Genomic DNA, 15,405 nt, shown 5'->3' with positions numbered 1-15,405 from the left:
AGGACGTATGAAAAAATACTTGTTACTTGCGGTTCTGCTGGCGGGATGTGCTGAGCCGCCTGCCGAGCAATACTTCTCGGGGTATGTGGAAGCCAGGCAGTTGCTGGTGGCGGCACCGCAATCTGGTTGGCTGAAAGAACAGAGCGTAAATGAAGGTCAGCAAGTGCAGGCCGGGCAAACTTTGTTCCGTTTAGAATCAGAGCGCGAAAACTTCGCAGTGCAGCAGGCTGAGCAGTGGGTGATGCAGAAACAAGCCTTGTTGAGCGATATGCAAAAAGGTGCCAGGCAGGAAAAGTTGGACCGCCTTACCGCTCAGGTTAGTGAAGCCAAAGCCCGTCTTGAACTGGCTGAATTGGTCGCCGCGCGGGAAACACAGACCGCCGCGCAGCAACTCAGCAGCCAGGCCAGTCTGGATCAAGCCATAGCGAATTTGGCAGTGGCCAAGGCACAGGTAACGCAGCTTGAAGATCAGTTAGCCGAAGCGAAACTGTCGGCCCGTCCGGATGCCATCAGTGCGGCGCAAGCGGACTTGATGGCGGCCGAGCAAGGAAAACGTATCAGTGAGTGGCAGCAAAATCAGCGGCAGGTAAGCGCGGGACAAAGCGGTTGGGTGGATGATGTGTTTTACCGCCCTGGGGAGTTTGTGATGGCGGGTACACCAGTGCTTTCCATCCTGTTAAACGGACAGTTTAAGGTGCGTTTTTACGTGCCCGTTCGCATTTTATCTGGTCTGCAGTTGGGGCAAAGGGTCAATATTTATGCGCAAGGTAAGCCTAAGCCCCTGAGCGGAACTATTAGTTTTATGGCTAAGCAGGCCGAATTTACCCCGCCTGTGCTTTACAGCAAGGGCAGCCGCGACAAGTTGGTATTTCTGGTGGAAGCAGACCTGGCTGAAGATAATGATTTGCCGGTTGGTTTGCCCGTGGATGTCAGTTTATGAATGAATTGGCCATAGATGTCAGGGGATTGGTCAAACGCTTTAACGACAATGCCGTAGTAAGGGGGGTCGATCTGCAAATGCCAAAAGGACAGGTTTGGGGATTTCTGGGCCCCAATGGCTCGGGAAAAACCACCACCATCCGCATGATTTGTGGGCTGCTCGAACCATCCGAAGGGGAGGGACGCTGTCTGGGCTTTGATATTCGCAGGCAGGCCAGGCAAATCAAAGATGCCACTGGCTATATGACGCAGAAGTTCTCTTTTTGGGAAGACTTAACCATTCGCGAGAATCTGGAGTTTGTAGCCCGTTTGTATAACTTGTCGAAGCGCAGGCAGCTAGTGGATGCCACCTTGGCAAAGCTGGGATTAACTGAGCGTCAGAACCAGCTAAGCGGCGCGTTGTCGGGGGGATGGAAGCAGCGCCTGGCGCTGGCGGCAGTGACCATGCATCAGCCTGAACTCTTGCTGTTAGATGAACCTACTGCCGGTGTGGATCCCCAAGCCAGACGTGAATTCTGGGATGAGATTCATCAGCTGTCTAATCAAGGTATGACAGTGTTAGTGTCTACTCACTATATGGATGAGGCCGAGCGCTGCGATAAAATTGTTTATCTGGCTCATGGCAATATTCTGACTCAGGGGCGGGTAGCTGATGTGATTCAGCAAGCGGGCCTAATCACCTTTCAGGGCAAAGGCGAACAGGTGCGAAGACTGGCCGAGCAACTTAAAGGTGTGCCTGGTGTCGAGCATGTGGCATTTTTTGGCGCCGCCTTGCATATCAGTGGTCGGGATAGAGTAAAGCTACAGTCAGCCATTCAGACCTTACCCTCAGATGGGACGCACTGGCAGGAAATTCAGGCCAGCCTGGAAGATACCTTTATTTCCCTGATGCAGGATGCTGGCCAAGATACCCGGGAGCATGGCTGATGAAAATAGGTGCCAGTCTGCAGCGCATCTACGCCATTATGGCCAAGGAATTGGTGCAGATGCGTCGTGACCGTATGACCTTTGCTATGATGCTGGGACTGCCGATTATCCAGCTAATTTTATTTGGCTTTGCCATTAATACCGACCCTAAGTCACTGCCTACTGCTGTGTATGCACAAGACAGTTCGCCTGTTGTGCGTCGGGTTCTGAGTGCCTTTGAACAGTCAGGCTACTACCAATTGCTGCGTAAAGCCGACAGCCCACAGCAGGGCAGTGAGTGGTTGGCCAAAGGCGAAGTGTCTTTTGTGATTCATATACCGCAGGGCTTTACCCGCAAGTTCGTGCGAGGCGAACAGCCGCAACTGTTAATTGAAGCCGATGCGTCCGATCCGGCCGCCGCGTCCAATGCCATCGGCCAGGCCAAAGAAATTGTTAATCAGGCGCTGCGCACCGAATCGTTGGGGCCGCTTGCCTACCTGCAGACACCACCTGCCCAAATTGATGTGGTGATACATAAACGCTACAACCCTGAGGGGATTACCCAGTACAATATTGTGCCTGGGTTATTAGGCGTGATCCTAACCATGACCTGCGTGATGATCACCTCCATGGCCATGACCCGAGAAAGTGAACGGGGCAATCTGGAGAATCTGCTGGCCATGCCCACCCGCCCCCATGAAATGATGTTAGGTAAAATTTGCCCCTACATTCTGGTGGGGCTGGTACAAACCCTGGTGATTTTGGGCGCGGCAAAGTATTTGTTTGCGGTGCCGTTTTTTGGCAGTTTCGGTTTACTGCTAGCTGGGGTGATGGTGTTTATTCTGGCTAACCTCTGCCTGGGCTTTACCTTTTCCACTGTGGCCCGCAGTCAGATGCAGGCCATGCAGATGACCTTTTTCTTCTTTCTACCTTCTATCCTGCTGTCCGGTTTTATGTTCCCGTTTCGCGGTATGCCGCACTGGGCGCAAAGCATGGGTGAAGTGCTGCCCCTGACGCATTTTTTGCGCATGGTGAGGGGCGTAATGTTAAAAGGCAACAGCCTGTTTGAGTTACAGCAAGAGTTTGTCGCTTTACTCCTCTTTATTGTGGTGGTCGGGGCTGTGGCTATTCTGCGCTACCGGCGGACGCTGGATTAGCCTGCTGCTTGGGCGCGGAAGCGTGCTCCACATAAATCAGTTGGTCGATATTGAAGCCTCTGTCCTTGGCCATTTGCTCAAACTTTTGTATCACTTCTTGTTCTATGTCAGGTGTACGGGCCAATAACCACAAGTAATCGGTATCCGGGCCGGACACAAAGGCATATTGATAATCCTGCTTATCCAGTTCAAAAATCACATAGGCGCCATAAAAGGGGCCGAAAAAAGACACCTTCAAATAACCGGTGTTCGGGTCTTCAACAAAGTAGGCCTTACCTTGCGCTTGTTGCCAGTGCTTGTCTTCGGCCGAGAAGCCGCGATTCAGTACCGACACGCCGCCATCCTCACGCATGCTGTAATGGGCCGTCACCTGGCTAAGACCGGCTTCAAAACTATGATCAAGGCGGGCAATTTCATACCAGGTACCCAAGTAGCGGTTTAGTTCAAACCCGCTGACCGGCGTCACCTTATCCGGCATACCTGTGCAGCCACTGAGCCCCCACAGGCTGACAAGCAATAACAGCATTCGCACTTTGTTCCCCTCACTGACACATTAACGACAAACCGAATATCAGTGATTACGTCGTTGGCGCAATAAAGATCAACGCTTCGGTTATTCTAGCGCTACAGGTGATCGTTTGATTTGTGGCTTGAGTAGCCTGGCCATCATGATCCGCAGTTGTGCTGGTTTGACGGGCTTATGTAATGCAGGCAAGCCGGCTGTTTCAATTAACATTTCGACCGCCTTATCGGTGTCGCCGGTCAGGATCAGGGCGGGAATATCCCCAAGCGATGCACGCAGTTGTTCGATGATGTCGCAGCCATTCAGCGCGCCCGGCATGCGAAAGTCGCAGATAATCATATCCGGCTTTACTTGATGAGGCTGAGCCAGCACTTGCCCGGTGGATGTTGCGGTTGTCACGCTACAGCCCCATTGGCGGAGCAACTTTTGCATGGCGAAGACAATTTCCTGTTCGTTGTCGACTATCAAAATATGTTGGCCATCCAGTGATAGTCCGGTGGTTGATGATGGCTTTGGGGGAGGAGGCGTGAGGCGATCTGCCAGTGGAAAAGACAAAATAAATTCGCTGCCCAGACCGGGACGAGATGTAAGTCCTAACGGATGGCCAAGCAATTCCATAATACGTTTTACTATGGATAATCCCAGCCCAAGGCCTTTGTGTTTGTCCCGTTCCGGGTTATCTAGCTGGAAGAACTCGTTAAAGATATCTCCCTGATGTTTTAACGGGATGCCTATGCCGGTATCGCGGATATGCAGTGCCAGGCTATCACCTCGTCGCTGAGTAAATACGCTGACACTGCCCCTATGGGTATATTTTAGGGCGTTAACCAGTAAGTTTGTGATAACCAGTTCAAGCAGGGCGGGATCGCTGAAAATCTGCTGAGATTGAGCCTGAACACTAAAGGTTAACCCTTTGCTGTCTGCTTGCAGGGCAAATTGATGGGTTAACTTGTCCAGTAACAGCGCCAAGTCGAAGTTTACTTTCTGAGGCTCAATAATACCGGCATCCAGTTTGGAGATATCCAGCATCAAACTTAACAGGCTATTGAGTGAGTTCAGGCTGCGGCCAAGGTTATGAAGATCCTCTAGCTGTTCGGGCTGATGGATTTTTTCGCTTAACAGTTCGTAAAACAAATTGGCAGCATGCAAAGGCTGACGCAGGTCATGGCTGGTGGCGGCCAGAAAGCGGGATTTGTCGCGGTTAGCCTGATTGGCCTTGTCGGTTTGCTTTTTGAGATTGGCAATAAGGTCGACATTTTCATATTTCAGCGCCAGCGAATTTTGAATTACCCGGGACAAGTTCAGGCTGAAGGAAAATGTCGCAATCAGATAGGTTGCGGCTCCGAAGCTCATCCAAGTGTAGAAGGCTTCATCTTGCAGCAACAGATTGAGGATCAGAGGCAGCATAGTAGGAACAGCAAAAGCGCTGTAGGTTAAAGGGCGTGCAGAAAGCGAAGCCAGACTGCCTGCCATCATGCATACAAAAGTCAGGATAAGAAATGCCAGGTTCTCCAAGGCATTCACATCAAAGAACAAAACACCGGCGCTACCCCATAAACACCCGGACGCAAAGGCCAGCCAGGTTTGTGATTGCCCAAAGCGGAATAGTTCAACATCGCAGGCCAGCTTGGCGGTGAGCTGCTTATAGTGAAGCCAGCGCAGCAAGGTTAGCAGGTAAATACCGCTAACCCACAAGAGGGCTGCCAGTGCATAGCCTCCAATCGCCATGACAATACCCAGCGGCAGGCAGCCTACGACATTACCCAGCAAGGTTGCAGGGGTGTTTTTATACAAGAACAGGACCTTGTCTTTGGCAGCCAGTTGCTGGTACATCGCTTGTTGCCGTCCTTCTTTTAATCCAGGCCGAACTGTTGGGCTTTTCTGATGGCTTCGGCACGATTCTTGGCATCCAGCACCCTGAACAAGGTGCTGATATGAGATTTTACCGTCGCTAAACTGAGGAACAGTTGCTGGGCAATCTCCTGATTAGGCAGGCCCTGCTTAACCAGTCTTAATACTTGCACCTGACGGCGGGTGAGGTTGTGCTGCTTGGCCCAGTGCTGCTGGGAAGGGGAACTCTGTGCTCCGCGCTGCCCAAAGAGTCCGTGGTCCGGAAAAACCAGTTCGCCGGCCAATACCCTATGAATTGCGGTCAGAATCTCGCGCCCAGAGGCCGACTTAGCCAGATAGCCCATGGCGCCATATTGTTCAGCCTGTTGAATGTCTTGCGGATCCTGCGACGCCGTTACCATGATAACCGGGGTCAGACTGCCAATCTGATGCATGCTTTGCAGTACATTAAGACCGTCCACCACAGGTAAACGTAAATCGATCAGCGCCACATCATAGTCGCCGGTTTGCAGCATGCTCAGTGCCGTTTTACCATCATTGGCACTATCAATGCTCTGTACTCCGGGGATGGAGAACAACATGGCCGTTAGGCCATCCAGAAACATCTGATGATCATCAATCAATAGGATTTTCACGTTCGTATCCAACTAAAGCCATTCACCCTGATGCTGCCGGGGATTTTTCTGCTCTCTGTCTTTGGCATGCACATACTGATTTAAAAAAGCCCTCAGTGTGATTAGTGACAGAGTAATGCCTTTAGGTCGGGAGGGAATCGCCTCAGCGCCACTCGAGCGAAATAAACTGCCAATCAGCAGACTAAAAAGCAGATAAGCGCTTATTTCATACTTTCGGTTAGTTATTTGCCCCGCTAATAAAAACTAAAATCTCCAAATTAATTAGCAGGATAGGCTTATGAATAATCGATTTTTAACCCTGTTTAAAGCGGCCATGGTGGTTTGCCTTGGCTTACTGATAAACCCAGCCAACGCCAGTATTATCAGTGGCACCCATTACACTAATGACGGCAAGTTGGTCAATCTCAGTGGCTTGGAATGGCTGAGCTGGGATGTCACAGTTGGCTTAAGTCGAGCCAGTATTGAAGCGGGTGAAATGGGGCTGCTGGATGCCGGCTGGCGCTATGCCACCCGTAAGGAACTCAGCGACCTGTTTCAGTCTGTCACTCCAGTGCCTGGGCAAAGTCCGCTAAATTCAGATGGCACTAAGTGGCTTTGGGAGTACTTTGATAACCCAAGTTTTGCACAACCGGCTTATGCCTCGCCAGGTGGTCCGGGTATGAGTCGCATTGCCAATTTGTTTGTGGGTAATGATGGTGATTGCTCAGCCCACATTACCGAGTCTTGTGTTGCCAAATGGCGAGCCTACACCAGAGCGGATCTGGGATATGTTGATCCTAGCGCCGGTTACAATCCTGAATACAGTTACCGTCTATCAAAAGACAGCAGTACATCGGGCTTATTAAGTAATTACCGAGAAATTAGTAGTGTGTTGGTGAGAGTGTCGACTACGGCGGTTTCCGAGCCATCAACCATTGCAATATTTGCACTGGGATTACTTGGCTGGGCCAGGTATCGCCGTCGCTTGCTTTAAGCCTAGGGTATAGAGGCGCTAAAACGTTGTCTGAAGCGTTTGGGGCTCAGGCTAAACTGGGCGCTAAAAGCGGTGCTAAAGTGTGATTGATTCGAAAAGCCAACTTCTATGGCAATCTCCTGAAGTTTAGTTTGAGCGCTGCTATTGACCATTAGCCTGGCTGCCTGTCGAGTACGGTGTATAGAAACCAGACTGCGATAGGAGGTATTAAAATAAGCCAGGCATTTATACAAATATACTTCTGAAATGCGCAGTTTCTCGCAGATGAGTTTGACCGTTAGCGCCTCTTGAGCATGCTGCTCTATCAACATCTGGGTTTGGGCCAGAATAAAGGCCTTGCCTCGGCTGCTTTTTCCTGTAGTCGAGCAAAACAGCGCGGTCACCATGTCCGTCAGGACCTGGTCAAATTTCAATTTGAAAACCTCTGAGGGAGATGAAAGGACCTGATCGAAAAGCGCAAAAAGCCGCTTAAACAACAGCTGGGAAGCAAGATCTCGGCAAGGATTTACAAGCACTGCTTGACTGCGGTCAATGTGTGGCAATCTTGTCTGTGGAATTCTGACGCTAAGAATGTTCCTGCTACCAAGATAAGTTTCCATCTGATATTCGGTATTTAGCAACCCCACTTCGCCGGGGCTGAGCTTAAGCAAGTTATCCCCACTTTTTAATAACACCTGGTCATTCAGGGGGATGTACAGTAAGAAAAACAGGTTGTCATCCATGGCAATATGGGACTTGTTGCGTATGACTTTGTTCTCGGAGCAGATGATGTGTGACAGCACAACGTCGTCTTGAACCGCGCTTTTCAGTTCGCCATAAAAACCTCTGGGCTGCTGTGTATCCAAAGCGAGGCGGATCCCTCGTTGATTGAACAGCGCTCCCCAATATTCAAATTGCTCTTTTTTCGGGATGCCTTTGGTGGTGAAGCTCAGCATGATCCATTCCCAACAACAAAGAGGGGTCACGCACACCCTCTTAATGAGTTTTTATTGTAAGTTTCTCGACAAAATGTATACCACCCTTGCTAACACAGAGTCAAAGCTATCATCAGCCTTCTACCTAACTGAATTTGTATAGTTAGCGTAAAATTTTTGGGGATATCTTCATTATTTTCAATCGGTTAGCTTGTTAGAATGTGAGCCTCAAATACTGATGTTGAGGTGATTATGAGGTACCGAACGTGGGCTTCCAGGTTGTTTTTTCTGGTGTTTTATATGGGGGGGGTGTCCGCCCAGACACCTGGCTTATCGCTACCCGAAATAACAAACACGCTGGTGCAGGAAGTGGGTGCTGCCATCCCTCACCCCAGAGGGAATAGTTTGTATTTATCAGCTCCTCACCAGGCCTTGGAACTAGAAGTGAGCAATCAGGGCGCACAGCTTCGCTCGTTAACTGAGCAAAAAGAACTGTTTCAACTTCTGCCGGTAGCGTTGGGTAAGGGTAATATGCATACCATTCGCGCGGGGGAAGTCTCACAGGCAAACAACACAATTTACTTAAACCGCGCCGATGTTAGTGAAATCTTCAGCGCCAGTGTGGAAGGGATTCGGCAAGACTTTCTTGTGCATCAGGCTCCCCTGGGACAACAAAAATTACGCCTTGAGCTTGATGTGTCAGGGGCTACCGTGTCGGGACAAGGGCAGAGGATCTTGCTAACTACCTCTAATGGTCGTGAATTAGTATACAACCGCCTTCATATTACTGATGCTGATGGTCGTGTGTTGGAAGGAAAAATGCGGACTCTGAATGATACTCGACTGCAGATTGAAGTTGACGATCGTAACGCCAGTTATCCACTGTTAATTGACCCTACCATCAGCGATGCAGACTGGGTTGCTATGAGTGAAGGTATGCGGGGAGCGAATGGTAGCATTAAGGATATGCTGGTTTGGCAAGGGAAGCTGTATTTGGCCGGCGACTTTACCATGATCGGCGATATTATGGCTAATCGCATTGCTGCCTGGGATGGTAATCAATGGTTTGGCCTGGCCGAGGGCGTCAACGCAGAGGTCTCCGACATTGAAGTTTATAATAACCAGTTGGTGATAGCCGGACGCTTCACTCAAGCGGGCAACAATGCGGTGAACCATATCGGGCTGTGGGATGGCAGCCAATTTCAGCCCCTGGGCGAGGGTGTTAATGCACCGGTAAATGCCTTAGCAATTCTGGATAATGCGCTAATTGTGGGAGGGCTTTTTACCCAGGCAGGGGGAGGCGTTGCAAACAAAATTGCGCGCTGGGAAAATGCTCAATGGTCAACCTTAGGCGCTAGCTTTAATGGCGATGTATGGGCTTTAGGTGTACATAATAGCTTACTATATGCTGGCGGAGCATTTACTGCTTCTGGAGTAACAACACTCAATCACGTGGCTGAATGGGATGGTTCGGCCTGGCAGGCAATGGGACAGGGGTTTGACCATTATGTGTACACATTTAGCGTATTTAATAACCAGCTGGTGGCGGGCGGCCGCTTCTGGTATTCGGGCAGTAAGGAAGTTAAGGGCCTGGCAACCTGGGATGGCCTTGAATGGACCGAGATAGGTGATGGTGTAGGTAAATTGGGGGGCTTTCGGGGCTCAGTCTATACTGCCAAAGTGTGGAATAATAAATTGCTGGTGGGGGGAACCTTTCATCGGGTTGGAGGAAGCACGGTGGTGGCCAATATTGCCAGTTGGGACGGCATATCATGGGATGATCTTTATTATGGCATTCAAGAATCTCAGAGCTATGTATCTGCTCTGGCAGTGTTTGATGGAAAGTTGGTTGTGGGAGGCGCTTTCCCCTCTTTCTTCCAAGGCCCAAATCTGAGGTTTTGGGATAGCAACGCTTGGTCTGCTCTACCAAGGGGGATTGAAGGTCAGATTCTGGCGATGCGGGAATATCAGCAGGAGCTTATTGTTGCAGGGAATTTCACTCATATTAACGGAATTGAGGCTCGCAGTGTAGCTGGCTGGGATGGCAATAACTGGCGTTCGCTAAACGCACCTGTGGTGAATTCTGCCTATGCGATGACTGAGTTTAAAGGTGAGCTGATTATCAGTTCATTCTCTTCACATGGTTATTCGATCTATGCGTGGGATGGTAGCCTCTGGCGAGAGTTGGCTACTAATCTGGATGGTGCTGTCAGAGCATATGCCGTGCTTGATGATAAGTTATATGTGGGCGGGAAGTTCAACAGAGTTAACGGCGTGATGGCATGGAATATCATTGGTTATGATGGCAGTGATTGGTTCACCCTTGGTGATGGTTTGAGTGGTGAAGTAGACAGCCTGGCAGTTTATCAGGAACAGCTTGTGGCGGGTGGAAGTTTCCTCTCATCGGGAGCGGTATCGCTAGATGGGATTGCTCGCTGGGATGGTAGTCAGTGGTCACCTTTCGGCGGTGGTTTTTCTGCGAAAGTACGTGCCCTGACGGTGTTTCAGTCTGAGCTGATCGCCGGTGGAGAATTCTTACAAGCCGGAAGCGGGCTTGCTAATCGTATTGCTCGCTGGGATGGTTCGGATTGGCAGCCAATAAATGGGGGAGTAAATGGCAGGGTTACTTCTTTACGTCAAATGGCAAGTCGCCTGATAGTTGGCGGTAGTTTCTCTGTAGCCGGAGGGAAGCCGATAAACAACATTGCCAGTTGGGATGGTGCGCAATGGTCTGCTTTTGGCTCTGGTGCATCCGGTGTGGTGTCTGCTTTGTTGCAGATGGATGACTACCTAGTGATAGGGGGAGTATTTGATTCAGTTGGCGATAAAGTCAGTCCGTCGTTGGCCAAATTAAAAGTACTGGAGCAGGTTGTCTTTCATAGTCAGGGCAGCGCAATTATTTCGCCAATTCTTGAATGGCCAGGTGCGATGATAGATGTTCCGCCCGCGCCGGTAAGGGTGGGATACACTTTCAAAGGCTGGAATAGCGCCGCTGATGGCAGTGGTAGCCAATATGTCGGTACCTTTGCTATGCCAGCGGGTGGGTTAACGCTCTATGCACAATGGACTGCAAATCAATATCGTATTAGCTTCGACAGTGACGGAGGCTCAACGGTGGCCGATATGTTGCTGGACTATAAAACGACGGTTACACCGCCATCGCCCCCCAGTCGGCCAGGTCTTATCTTTGCCGGTTGGCAGCCCACATTGCCTGCTACTATGCCAGCTCAGGATATCAGCGTCAAAGCACGTTGGACTACCCCCAAGCCGCCAGAGCCCAGCAAGTACTGGTTGCGCTTTGACAGTGCGGGCGGCTCGGCAGTTGATAATTTGCGATTGACGGCAGGTTCGCAAATTCATTCGGTTACGAATCCCTCCCGTGAAGGGTATAACTTCGTTGGTTGGCAACCTTCAATACCAGCAGTGATGCCTGCACAGGATTTAACACTCATTGCACAGTGGCAAATACAGCAATTCAGCCTCGAATTTGACAGCCAGGGCGGCACCGCAGTTGGGGCCATACGACAGGATTTTGCGACTGCAATATCGGAGCCTACACCGCCCTCCCGTGAAGGGTATACCTTTGTTGGTTGGCAACCTTCACTGCCGGCATTTATGCCAGCTCAGAATATGCAGTTTGTCGCACAGTGGCAAAAGCGTGAAAGATATCAGGTGCAAGCTGTGCTATCTGGAGCCGGACAAATCCTACCCGCGTTCAAGCAGGTTTGGGTAGGTGATGAAGCCGTGTTTGAACTGAAACTGGATAATCCACACGACATTGTGGAGTTAGGGGGAAGTTGCGTTGCAGCTCGCTCCGCGGATAAAGTGATTACCGCGGCTGTAACGCAAGATTGTACGGTGCTAGTCATGGTCTTCCCTGCCACGGATGTGCAATATGGCCAGAGTGATGAGTTGGTTGTTGGTACCCCGGGGCGTTTTAGATTCATTGGTGGAGCTGGGGATAAGGTTTTGACCGAGGTCAATCTATTGCGTGCAGGGCAGCAAACAACGCTGGATGCCGATGCTTCACGGGCTAGCCTACAGAAGGGGGAAGATGGCGAATACCGATTCTACGTAGAGCGAACTGGAGAATATAGACTGATCTTCAAGGATGCTGTTTCTAACGAGCTGACTGAAGTGGTGCTTGATGTAAAGCCTTTCGTGGCTTTTCTATCGGATAGACAAGTTGTGTCATCCGGCCAAGCAGTACGCATAAGAGTTTGGCTGAGTGATGAACCGGCGCGATACCCTTTGATTGTGCGTGCAAAGGCAGACAACAATCAACTGACTTTACCTGATATGGTGTTTACCCGCGAGGATAAGCGGGTTGCAATATGGGAGTTGGAAACAACGCAAAAAGGGGGGAGTTTAGAACTTCAGGCTAATTCGCAGAGCGTTATTGGTGTGCCTGCCAACCATCAGGTGAAAATCCTTAAGGATGAGATTCCTCTGACACTGCGTGTAGAAATGAAGCAGGCGGGAGAAGCTACTAGGGTGGTGGATCGGACGTTTGGAACGGTGACTGTGAGCGCTCAGGAGGTCAACGGACACGCGGCAACCTATCGGTGGCAGTCAGATAGTCTGCCGTTATCAGTGCAAGCAGACAGGATAAGTTTTGACCCTGCTAATCTGATTACAGGGCGGCATAGTATTAGTGTTACTGCATTGTCTGAGCAGGGCCATGAAGGAGAGTACCTACTTGAATTTCAGGTGATTAGCGATTGCCCTGATCAACAGTGCGGCAGTGTCAGTGGTATTCCTGAGTCACATAATATATATAGTGCGCACCCGCATCGCCTGGCGCTTTGCCCTCTATCTGATAGCGGTGGCGACAACAGTCTGTGTACCCTTGACGACCTCTCGTCATGGCGCGGCTTTGTGGAGGTTCCAGGTCCTTATCAACTGGGTCTGGGGACTCTTGCTGCAACGCAGTCCTGGGCGAGCCTGCAATTTGGACTGGCTGTTACAGACCCGGTATTACCTGACCCAGGTTTTAGTCAAATCGGTGTAATCAGTGATTTTGAGGTATATGGCCTGTTTCGGGTTGGCGAGTCAGTTCCCGTTGTGGTACCTCTCCCACCCACGGTTAAACTAAGTCCTTCATCTGTCTGGCGCAAATACATTGATGGTCAGTGGCAAGATTTTGTTATCAATGAGTTCAATACTCTGGAAAGTGCGGCAAAAAGGGAAAGCGGACGATGTCCAGCGGTGTCTGCGCCAAATTGGCAAAGTGGACTTAATCCTGGACATGGCTGTGTGCGCCTGACTATTGAAGACGGTGGACCTAATGACAGTGACGGCAGTCCCAATGCAGTGGTAAGGGATCCCGGTAGCCTGGCCGAAAAAGAGCTGAGGCCACCCGTGCCTACCACCAAGCCGGAGTCCTCTGCTGGGGCATACTCTGGATTTATGTTGTTTGTACTGTTTTTTGTATCGCTGGCACGCAGTTACAGTGAGGCAGCAAGGCAAAGAAACTTGGCCAAAATAAAAAGTAACGCCTGAATGAAGCCTGCTGGATTATCAGGAAAAGGCCTGTTGCAATAATACTTGGGTAAAGTTCTTCTTAAGGTAAAATCCTCGCGGACGGGTTTGAATCCATTGCCCGTCCTTTCCTATTGCGCGGGTCAGTGCATTGCCATCGGCCGCCTTGGGGCGAAGTTGCATGACTTCGCCGTGGCGGGCTGTAATATCCTCCACCTCACCTAAGGCAATCATTTCCATGATTTCTTCCCAGTCCTGGCGCAGTGCTTGTTCCTGCTCGGCATTGGGTTGCCATAAAAAGGCGCTGGCTACCCTGCGCTGGGCCGGAGGAATATCGCGACTGGCCTCAATGGGCACCCAGCATACACTGGACAATTTGTTTTTGACGTTAGAATGTTCCCAGCTTATTCCTGCTATGCCGGTGAGCGGGGCATAACAGACATAAGTGGTTTCCAGTGGTCTTCCCTGGCTGTCGATAGGCAGGGTTTTCAGCTCCACTCCTAGTTCGGGAAAATCCTGCTCGGGTTTGGAGCCCGCTTCAGCCCCCAGCCAAGTTTCCAGCAACTGACCACTCCAGCCTTTATGACGACGTAAGTCGGCGGGAGTTTGCAGATTCGCCAAATCGGCCAGTTCACCTAAGCTATACCCGGCCAGGGCTTGTGCGCGGCTGAGTAATTGCTCAACACTTTGCGGCGGCTGGTTAGCGGGTTGCATTGGTATCTGGCCCCGACGCCATTGGGGCAACTTTTAGTGCGCCGTTAACTAAACAGTATTGTGCTGCGTAGTAAGTGAGCATGACGGCGTAAGCCGAATAGGGGAAAGGCTGAATAAATAAATTCCATGCCAGCAGGGCGTCGGAAATCAGGAAGCTGGTGGCACCTATAAGTAGCCAATGACCATGGCGGTTGGCCATGACCGCCATGCTGGCCATACTGCAAATCACCAGCATATAGGCCAGTACGGGTAATCGCATGGCATCAAGCTTGGGCAGTAATTGCCACAGCATCAATACAGCAAACAGCCCCACTGCCAGTAGTGGCCAGAGTTTCCAACCCTGCCAGTGGCGAAAACGCCAGAAGTTGCAGGCGTAAATTATCTGAGCAAGTAAAAAGGCACCTAAGCCCAGTTCAAAGCTGTTCTTGATAGGCAGTGCCAGGAAGATATCCCCCGTGGCGGAAAAGGCCAGCGCTAGCAGCAGCAGGTATTTATTGCTAGTGGCATTACGCAGCACCAGCAACATCAGCCAGAATATGGGTAAGGCCTTGAGCAGAAAATCCATAGGGTAGGGGCGATAAGCCAGGCTGAACAGGTAGAACAGGCTGCTACCAAAAAATATCAGATTCCAGTGCGTACTTCTCATCCCGGGCTCCGCTGAAGGTGGGTGGTTGTTTGCTCCCGGCGTCAGGCGCCGTTGTAATTAAATTTTCTGGGAGCTTTGAAAGATCCCTAGTTTATGGAAGAATGCGTTACTAGAAAAGAACTAATGCCCGGGAGTCTAAGTGATTGATGCCGAAGGATTCCGCGCGAATGTGGGCATAGTGATTTGCAACAGAATCGGGCAAGTATTTTGGGCAAGACGCTACGGCCAACATTCATGGCAGTTTCCACAAGGCGGAATTGATCAAGGGGAAACTGTTGAGCAGGCTATGTATCGGGAGCTCCATGAGGAAGTAGGGCTGCAACCTCAGGATGTGGAAATTCTTGGTGTGACCAAGAATTGGGTGAGATACAAGCTGCCAAAAAGGTTGATCAGACAGGGCAGCGACCCTGTTTGTATTGGGCAAAAACAGAAGTGGTTTTTATTGCGGCTGACCTGCAAAGAAGAAGACGTTAATCTTCTGCATTCAGGTCATCCGGAGTTTGATGACTGGCGTTGGGTTAGCTATTGGTACCCCATTCGCAATGTGGTGTCATTCAAGCGTGATGTATATCGGCGGGTGATGAAGGAATTTGTCCCTATCGCGATGCCAGGGCAGGGGCGCCCCCCTTTGGCTAACAAGCCAAAGCGCAGAAGGAGAAACTAGCT

The 15,405-nt window shown here is 50.6% G+C and carries 12 protein-coding genes; 6 read left to right on the top strand and 6 right to left on the bottom strand.

All coding sequences use genetic code 11. The features are described from left to right. Positions 1 to 7: 7 nt before the first annotated feature. The 3 genes from IEX02_RS08550 to IEX02_RS08540 are packed head-to-tail and all read left to right on the top strand — an operon-like array spanning position 8 to position 3,002. Positions 8 to 940, top strand: a complete 933-nt coding sequence (locus tag IEX02_RS08550) for an HlyD family secretion protein (protein ID WP_188693239.1) — start codon at positions 8 to 10, stop codon at positions 938 to 940. Next, entirely contained in the window at positions 937 to 1,866 is a 930-nt protein-coding gene (locus IEX02_RS08545) for an ABC transporter ATP-binding protein (protein ID WP_188693236.1), read from the top strand. Before IEX02_RS08550 ends, IEX02_RS08545 begins: the two co-directional genes overlap by 4 nt. Then, on the top strand, positions 1,866 to 3,002 hold the full coding sequence (locus IEX02_RS08540; RefSeq protein ID WP_229702157.1) for an ABC transporter permease: 1,137 nt from the start codon (positions 1,866 to 1,868) through the stop codon (positions 3,000 to 3,002). The genes IEX02_RS08545 and IEX02_RS08540 overlap by 1 nt, the downstream gene beginning before the upstream one ends. Here IEX02_RS08540 and IEX02_RS08535 read toward each other — a convergent pair. From IEX02_RS08535 to IEX02_RS08525, 3 genes are all read right to left on the bottom strand, one after another. Continuing rightward, on the bottom strand, positions 2,971 to 3,534 hold the full coding sequence (locus IEX02_RS08535) for a lipocalin family protein (RefSeq protein WP_188693233.1): 564 nt from the start codon (positions 3,532 to 3,534) through the stop codon (positions 2,971 to 2,973). The two genes, IEX02_RS08540 and IEX02_RS08535, sit on opposite strands and share 32 nt — an antisense overlap. An 81-nt stretch (positions 3,535 to 3,615) precedes the next feature. Further along, positions 3,616 to 5,358, bottom strand: a complete 1,743-nt coding sequence (locus IEX02_RS08530; RefSeq protein WP_188693230.1) for an ATP-binding response regulator — start codon at positions 5,356 to 5,358, stop codon at positions 3,616 to 3,618. A gap of 20 nt (positions 5,359 to 5,378) precedes the next feature. Continuing rightward, complete coding sequence (locus IEX02_RS08525) at positions 5,379 to 6,011, bottom strand: response regulator (RefSeq protein ID WP_188693226.1); 633 nt, start codon at positions 6,009 to 6,011, stop codon at positions 5,379 to 5,381. A gap of 277 nt (positions 6,012 to 6,288) precedes the next feature. Between IEX02_RS08525 and IEX02_RS08520 the strand changes: the two genes are divergently transcribed. Further along, positions 6,289 to 6,984, top strand: coding sequence for a PEP-CTERM sorting domain-containing protein (locus tag IEX02_RS08520; RefSeq protein WP_188693222.1), 696 nt, complete (start codon positions 6,289 to 6,291; stop codon positions 6,982 to 6,984). 2 nt (positions 6,985 to 6,986) lie between these two features. Here the strand turns inward: IEX02_RS08520 and IEX02_RS08515 are convergent, their stop codons facing one another. Beyond that, positions 6,987 to 7,919, bottom strand: a complete 933-nt coding sequence (locus tag IEX02_RS08515) for an AraC family transcriptional regulator (RefSeq protein WP_188693220.1) — start codon at positions 7,917 to 7,919, stop codon at positions 6,987 to 6,989. Between the two features lie 231 nt (positions 7,920 to 8,150). Between IEX02_RS08515 and IEX02_RS20625 the strand changes: the two genes are divergently transcribed. Next, positions 8,151 to 13,400 carry an InlB B-repeat-containing protein gene (locus IEX02_RS20625; protein WP_188693217.1) on the top strand — a complete coding sequence of 1,750 codons (5,250 nt, stop codon included), beginning with the start codon at positions 8,151 to 8,153 and terminating at the stop codon, positions 13,398 to 13,400. A gap of 18 nt (positions 13,401 to 13,418) precedes the next feature. Here IEX02_RS20625 and mutH read toward each other — a convergent pair whose 3' ends face one another. Continuing rightward, positions 13,419 to 14,093, bottom strand: a complete 675-nt coding sequence (gene mutH / locus IEX02_RS08505) for a DNA mismatch repair endonuclease MutH (RefSeq protein ID WP_229702156.1) — start codon at positions 14,091 to 14,093, stop codon at positions 13,419 to 13,421. Continuing rightward, a complete protein-coding gene (locus IEX02_RS08500) occupies positions 14,080 to 14,739 on the bottom strand; it encodes a lysoplasmalogenase (protein WP_188693214.1) in 660 nt (219 codons plus the stop codon). Before IEX02_RS08500 ends, mutH begins: the two co-directional genes overlap by 14 nt. Positions 14,740 to 14,878: 139 nt before the next feature. Here IEX02_RS08500 and rppH point away from each other — a divergent pair, with 139 nt between their 5' ends. After that, complete coding sequence (rppH, locus tag IEX02_RS08495) at positions 14,879 to 15,403, top strand: RNA pyrophosphohydrolase (RefSeq protein ID WP_188693211.1); 525 nt, start codon at positions 14,879 to 14,881, stop codon at positions 15,401 to 15,403. Positions 15,404 to 15,405: the final 2 nt, after the last annotated feature.

It is taken from the genome of Bowmanella pacifica (assembly GCF_014645355.1).
GTDB classification, from domain to species: Bacteria; Pseudomonadota; Gammaproteobacteria; order Enterobacterales; family Alteromonadaceae; genus Bowmanella; species Bowmanella pacifica.
Note: the sequence above shows the minus strand (reverse complement) of the source record. Positions and strands in the feature narration are given on the sequence as shown.

Excerpts from the sequence above, each read along its gene's own strand:
- IEX02_RS08545 (WP_188693236.1), top strand. The coding sequence starts at position 937 with ATGAATGAATTGGCCATAGATGTCAGGGGATTGGTCAAACGCTTTAAC.
- IEX02_RS08530 (WP_188693230.1), bottom strand. The coding sequence starts at position 5,358 with ATGTACCAGCAACTGGCTGCCAAAGACAAGGTCCTGTTCTTGTATAAA.
- mutH (WP_229702156.1), bottom strand. The coding sequence starts at position 14,093 with ATGCAACCCGCTAACCAGCCGCCGCAAAGTGTTGAGCAATTACTCAGC.
- IEX02_RS08540 (WP_229702157.1), top strand. The coding sequence starts at position 1,866 with ATGAAAATAGGTGCCAGTCTGCAGCGCATCTACGCCATTATGGCCAAG.
- IEX02_RS08520 (WP_188693222.1), top strand. The coding sequence starts at position 6,289 with ATGAATAATCGATTTTTAACCCTGTTTAAAGCGGCCATGGTGGTTTGC.
- IEX02_RS08515 (WP_188693220.1), bottom strand. The coding sequence starts at position 7,919 with ATGCTGAGCTTCACCACCAAAGGCATCCCGAAAAAAGAGCAATTTGAA.
- IEX02_RS08550 (WP_188693239.1), top strand. The coding sequence starts at position 8 with ATGAAAAAATACTTGTTACTTGCGGTTCTGCTGGCGGGATGTGCTGAG.
- IEX02_RS20625 (WP_188693217.1), top strand. The coding sequence starts at position 8,151 with ATGAGGTACCGAACGTGGGCTTCCAGGTTGTTTTTTCTGGTGTTTTAT.
- IEX02_RS08500 (WP_188693214.1), bottom strand. The coding sequence starts at position 14,739 with ATGAGAAGTACGCACTGGAATCTGATATTTTTTGGTAGCAGCCTGTTC.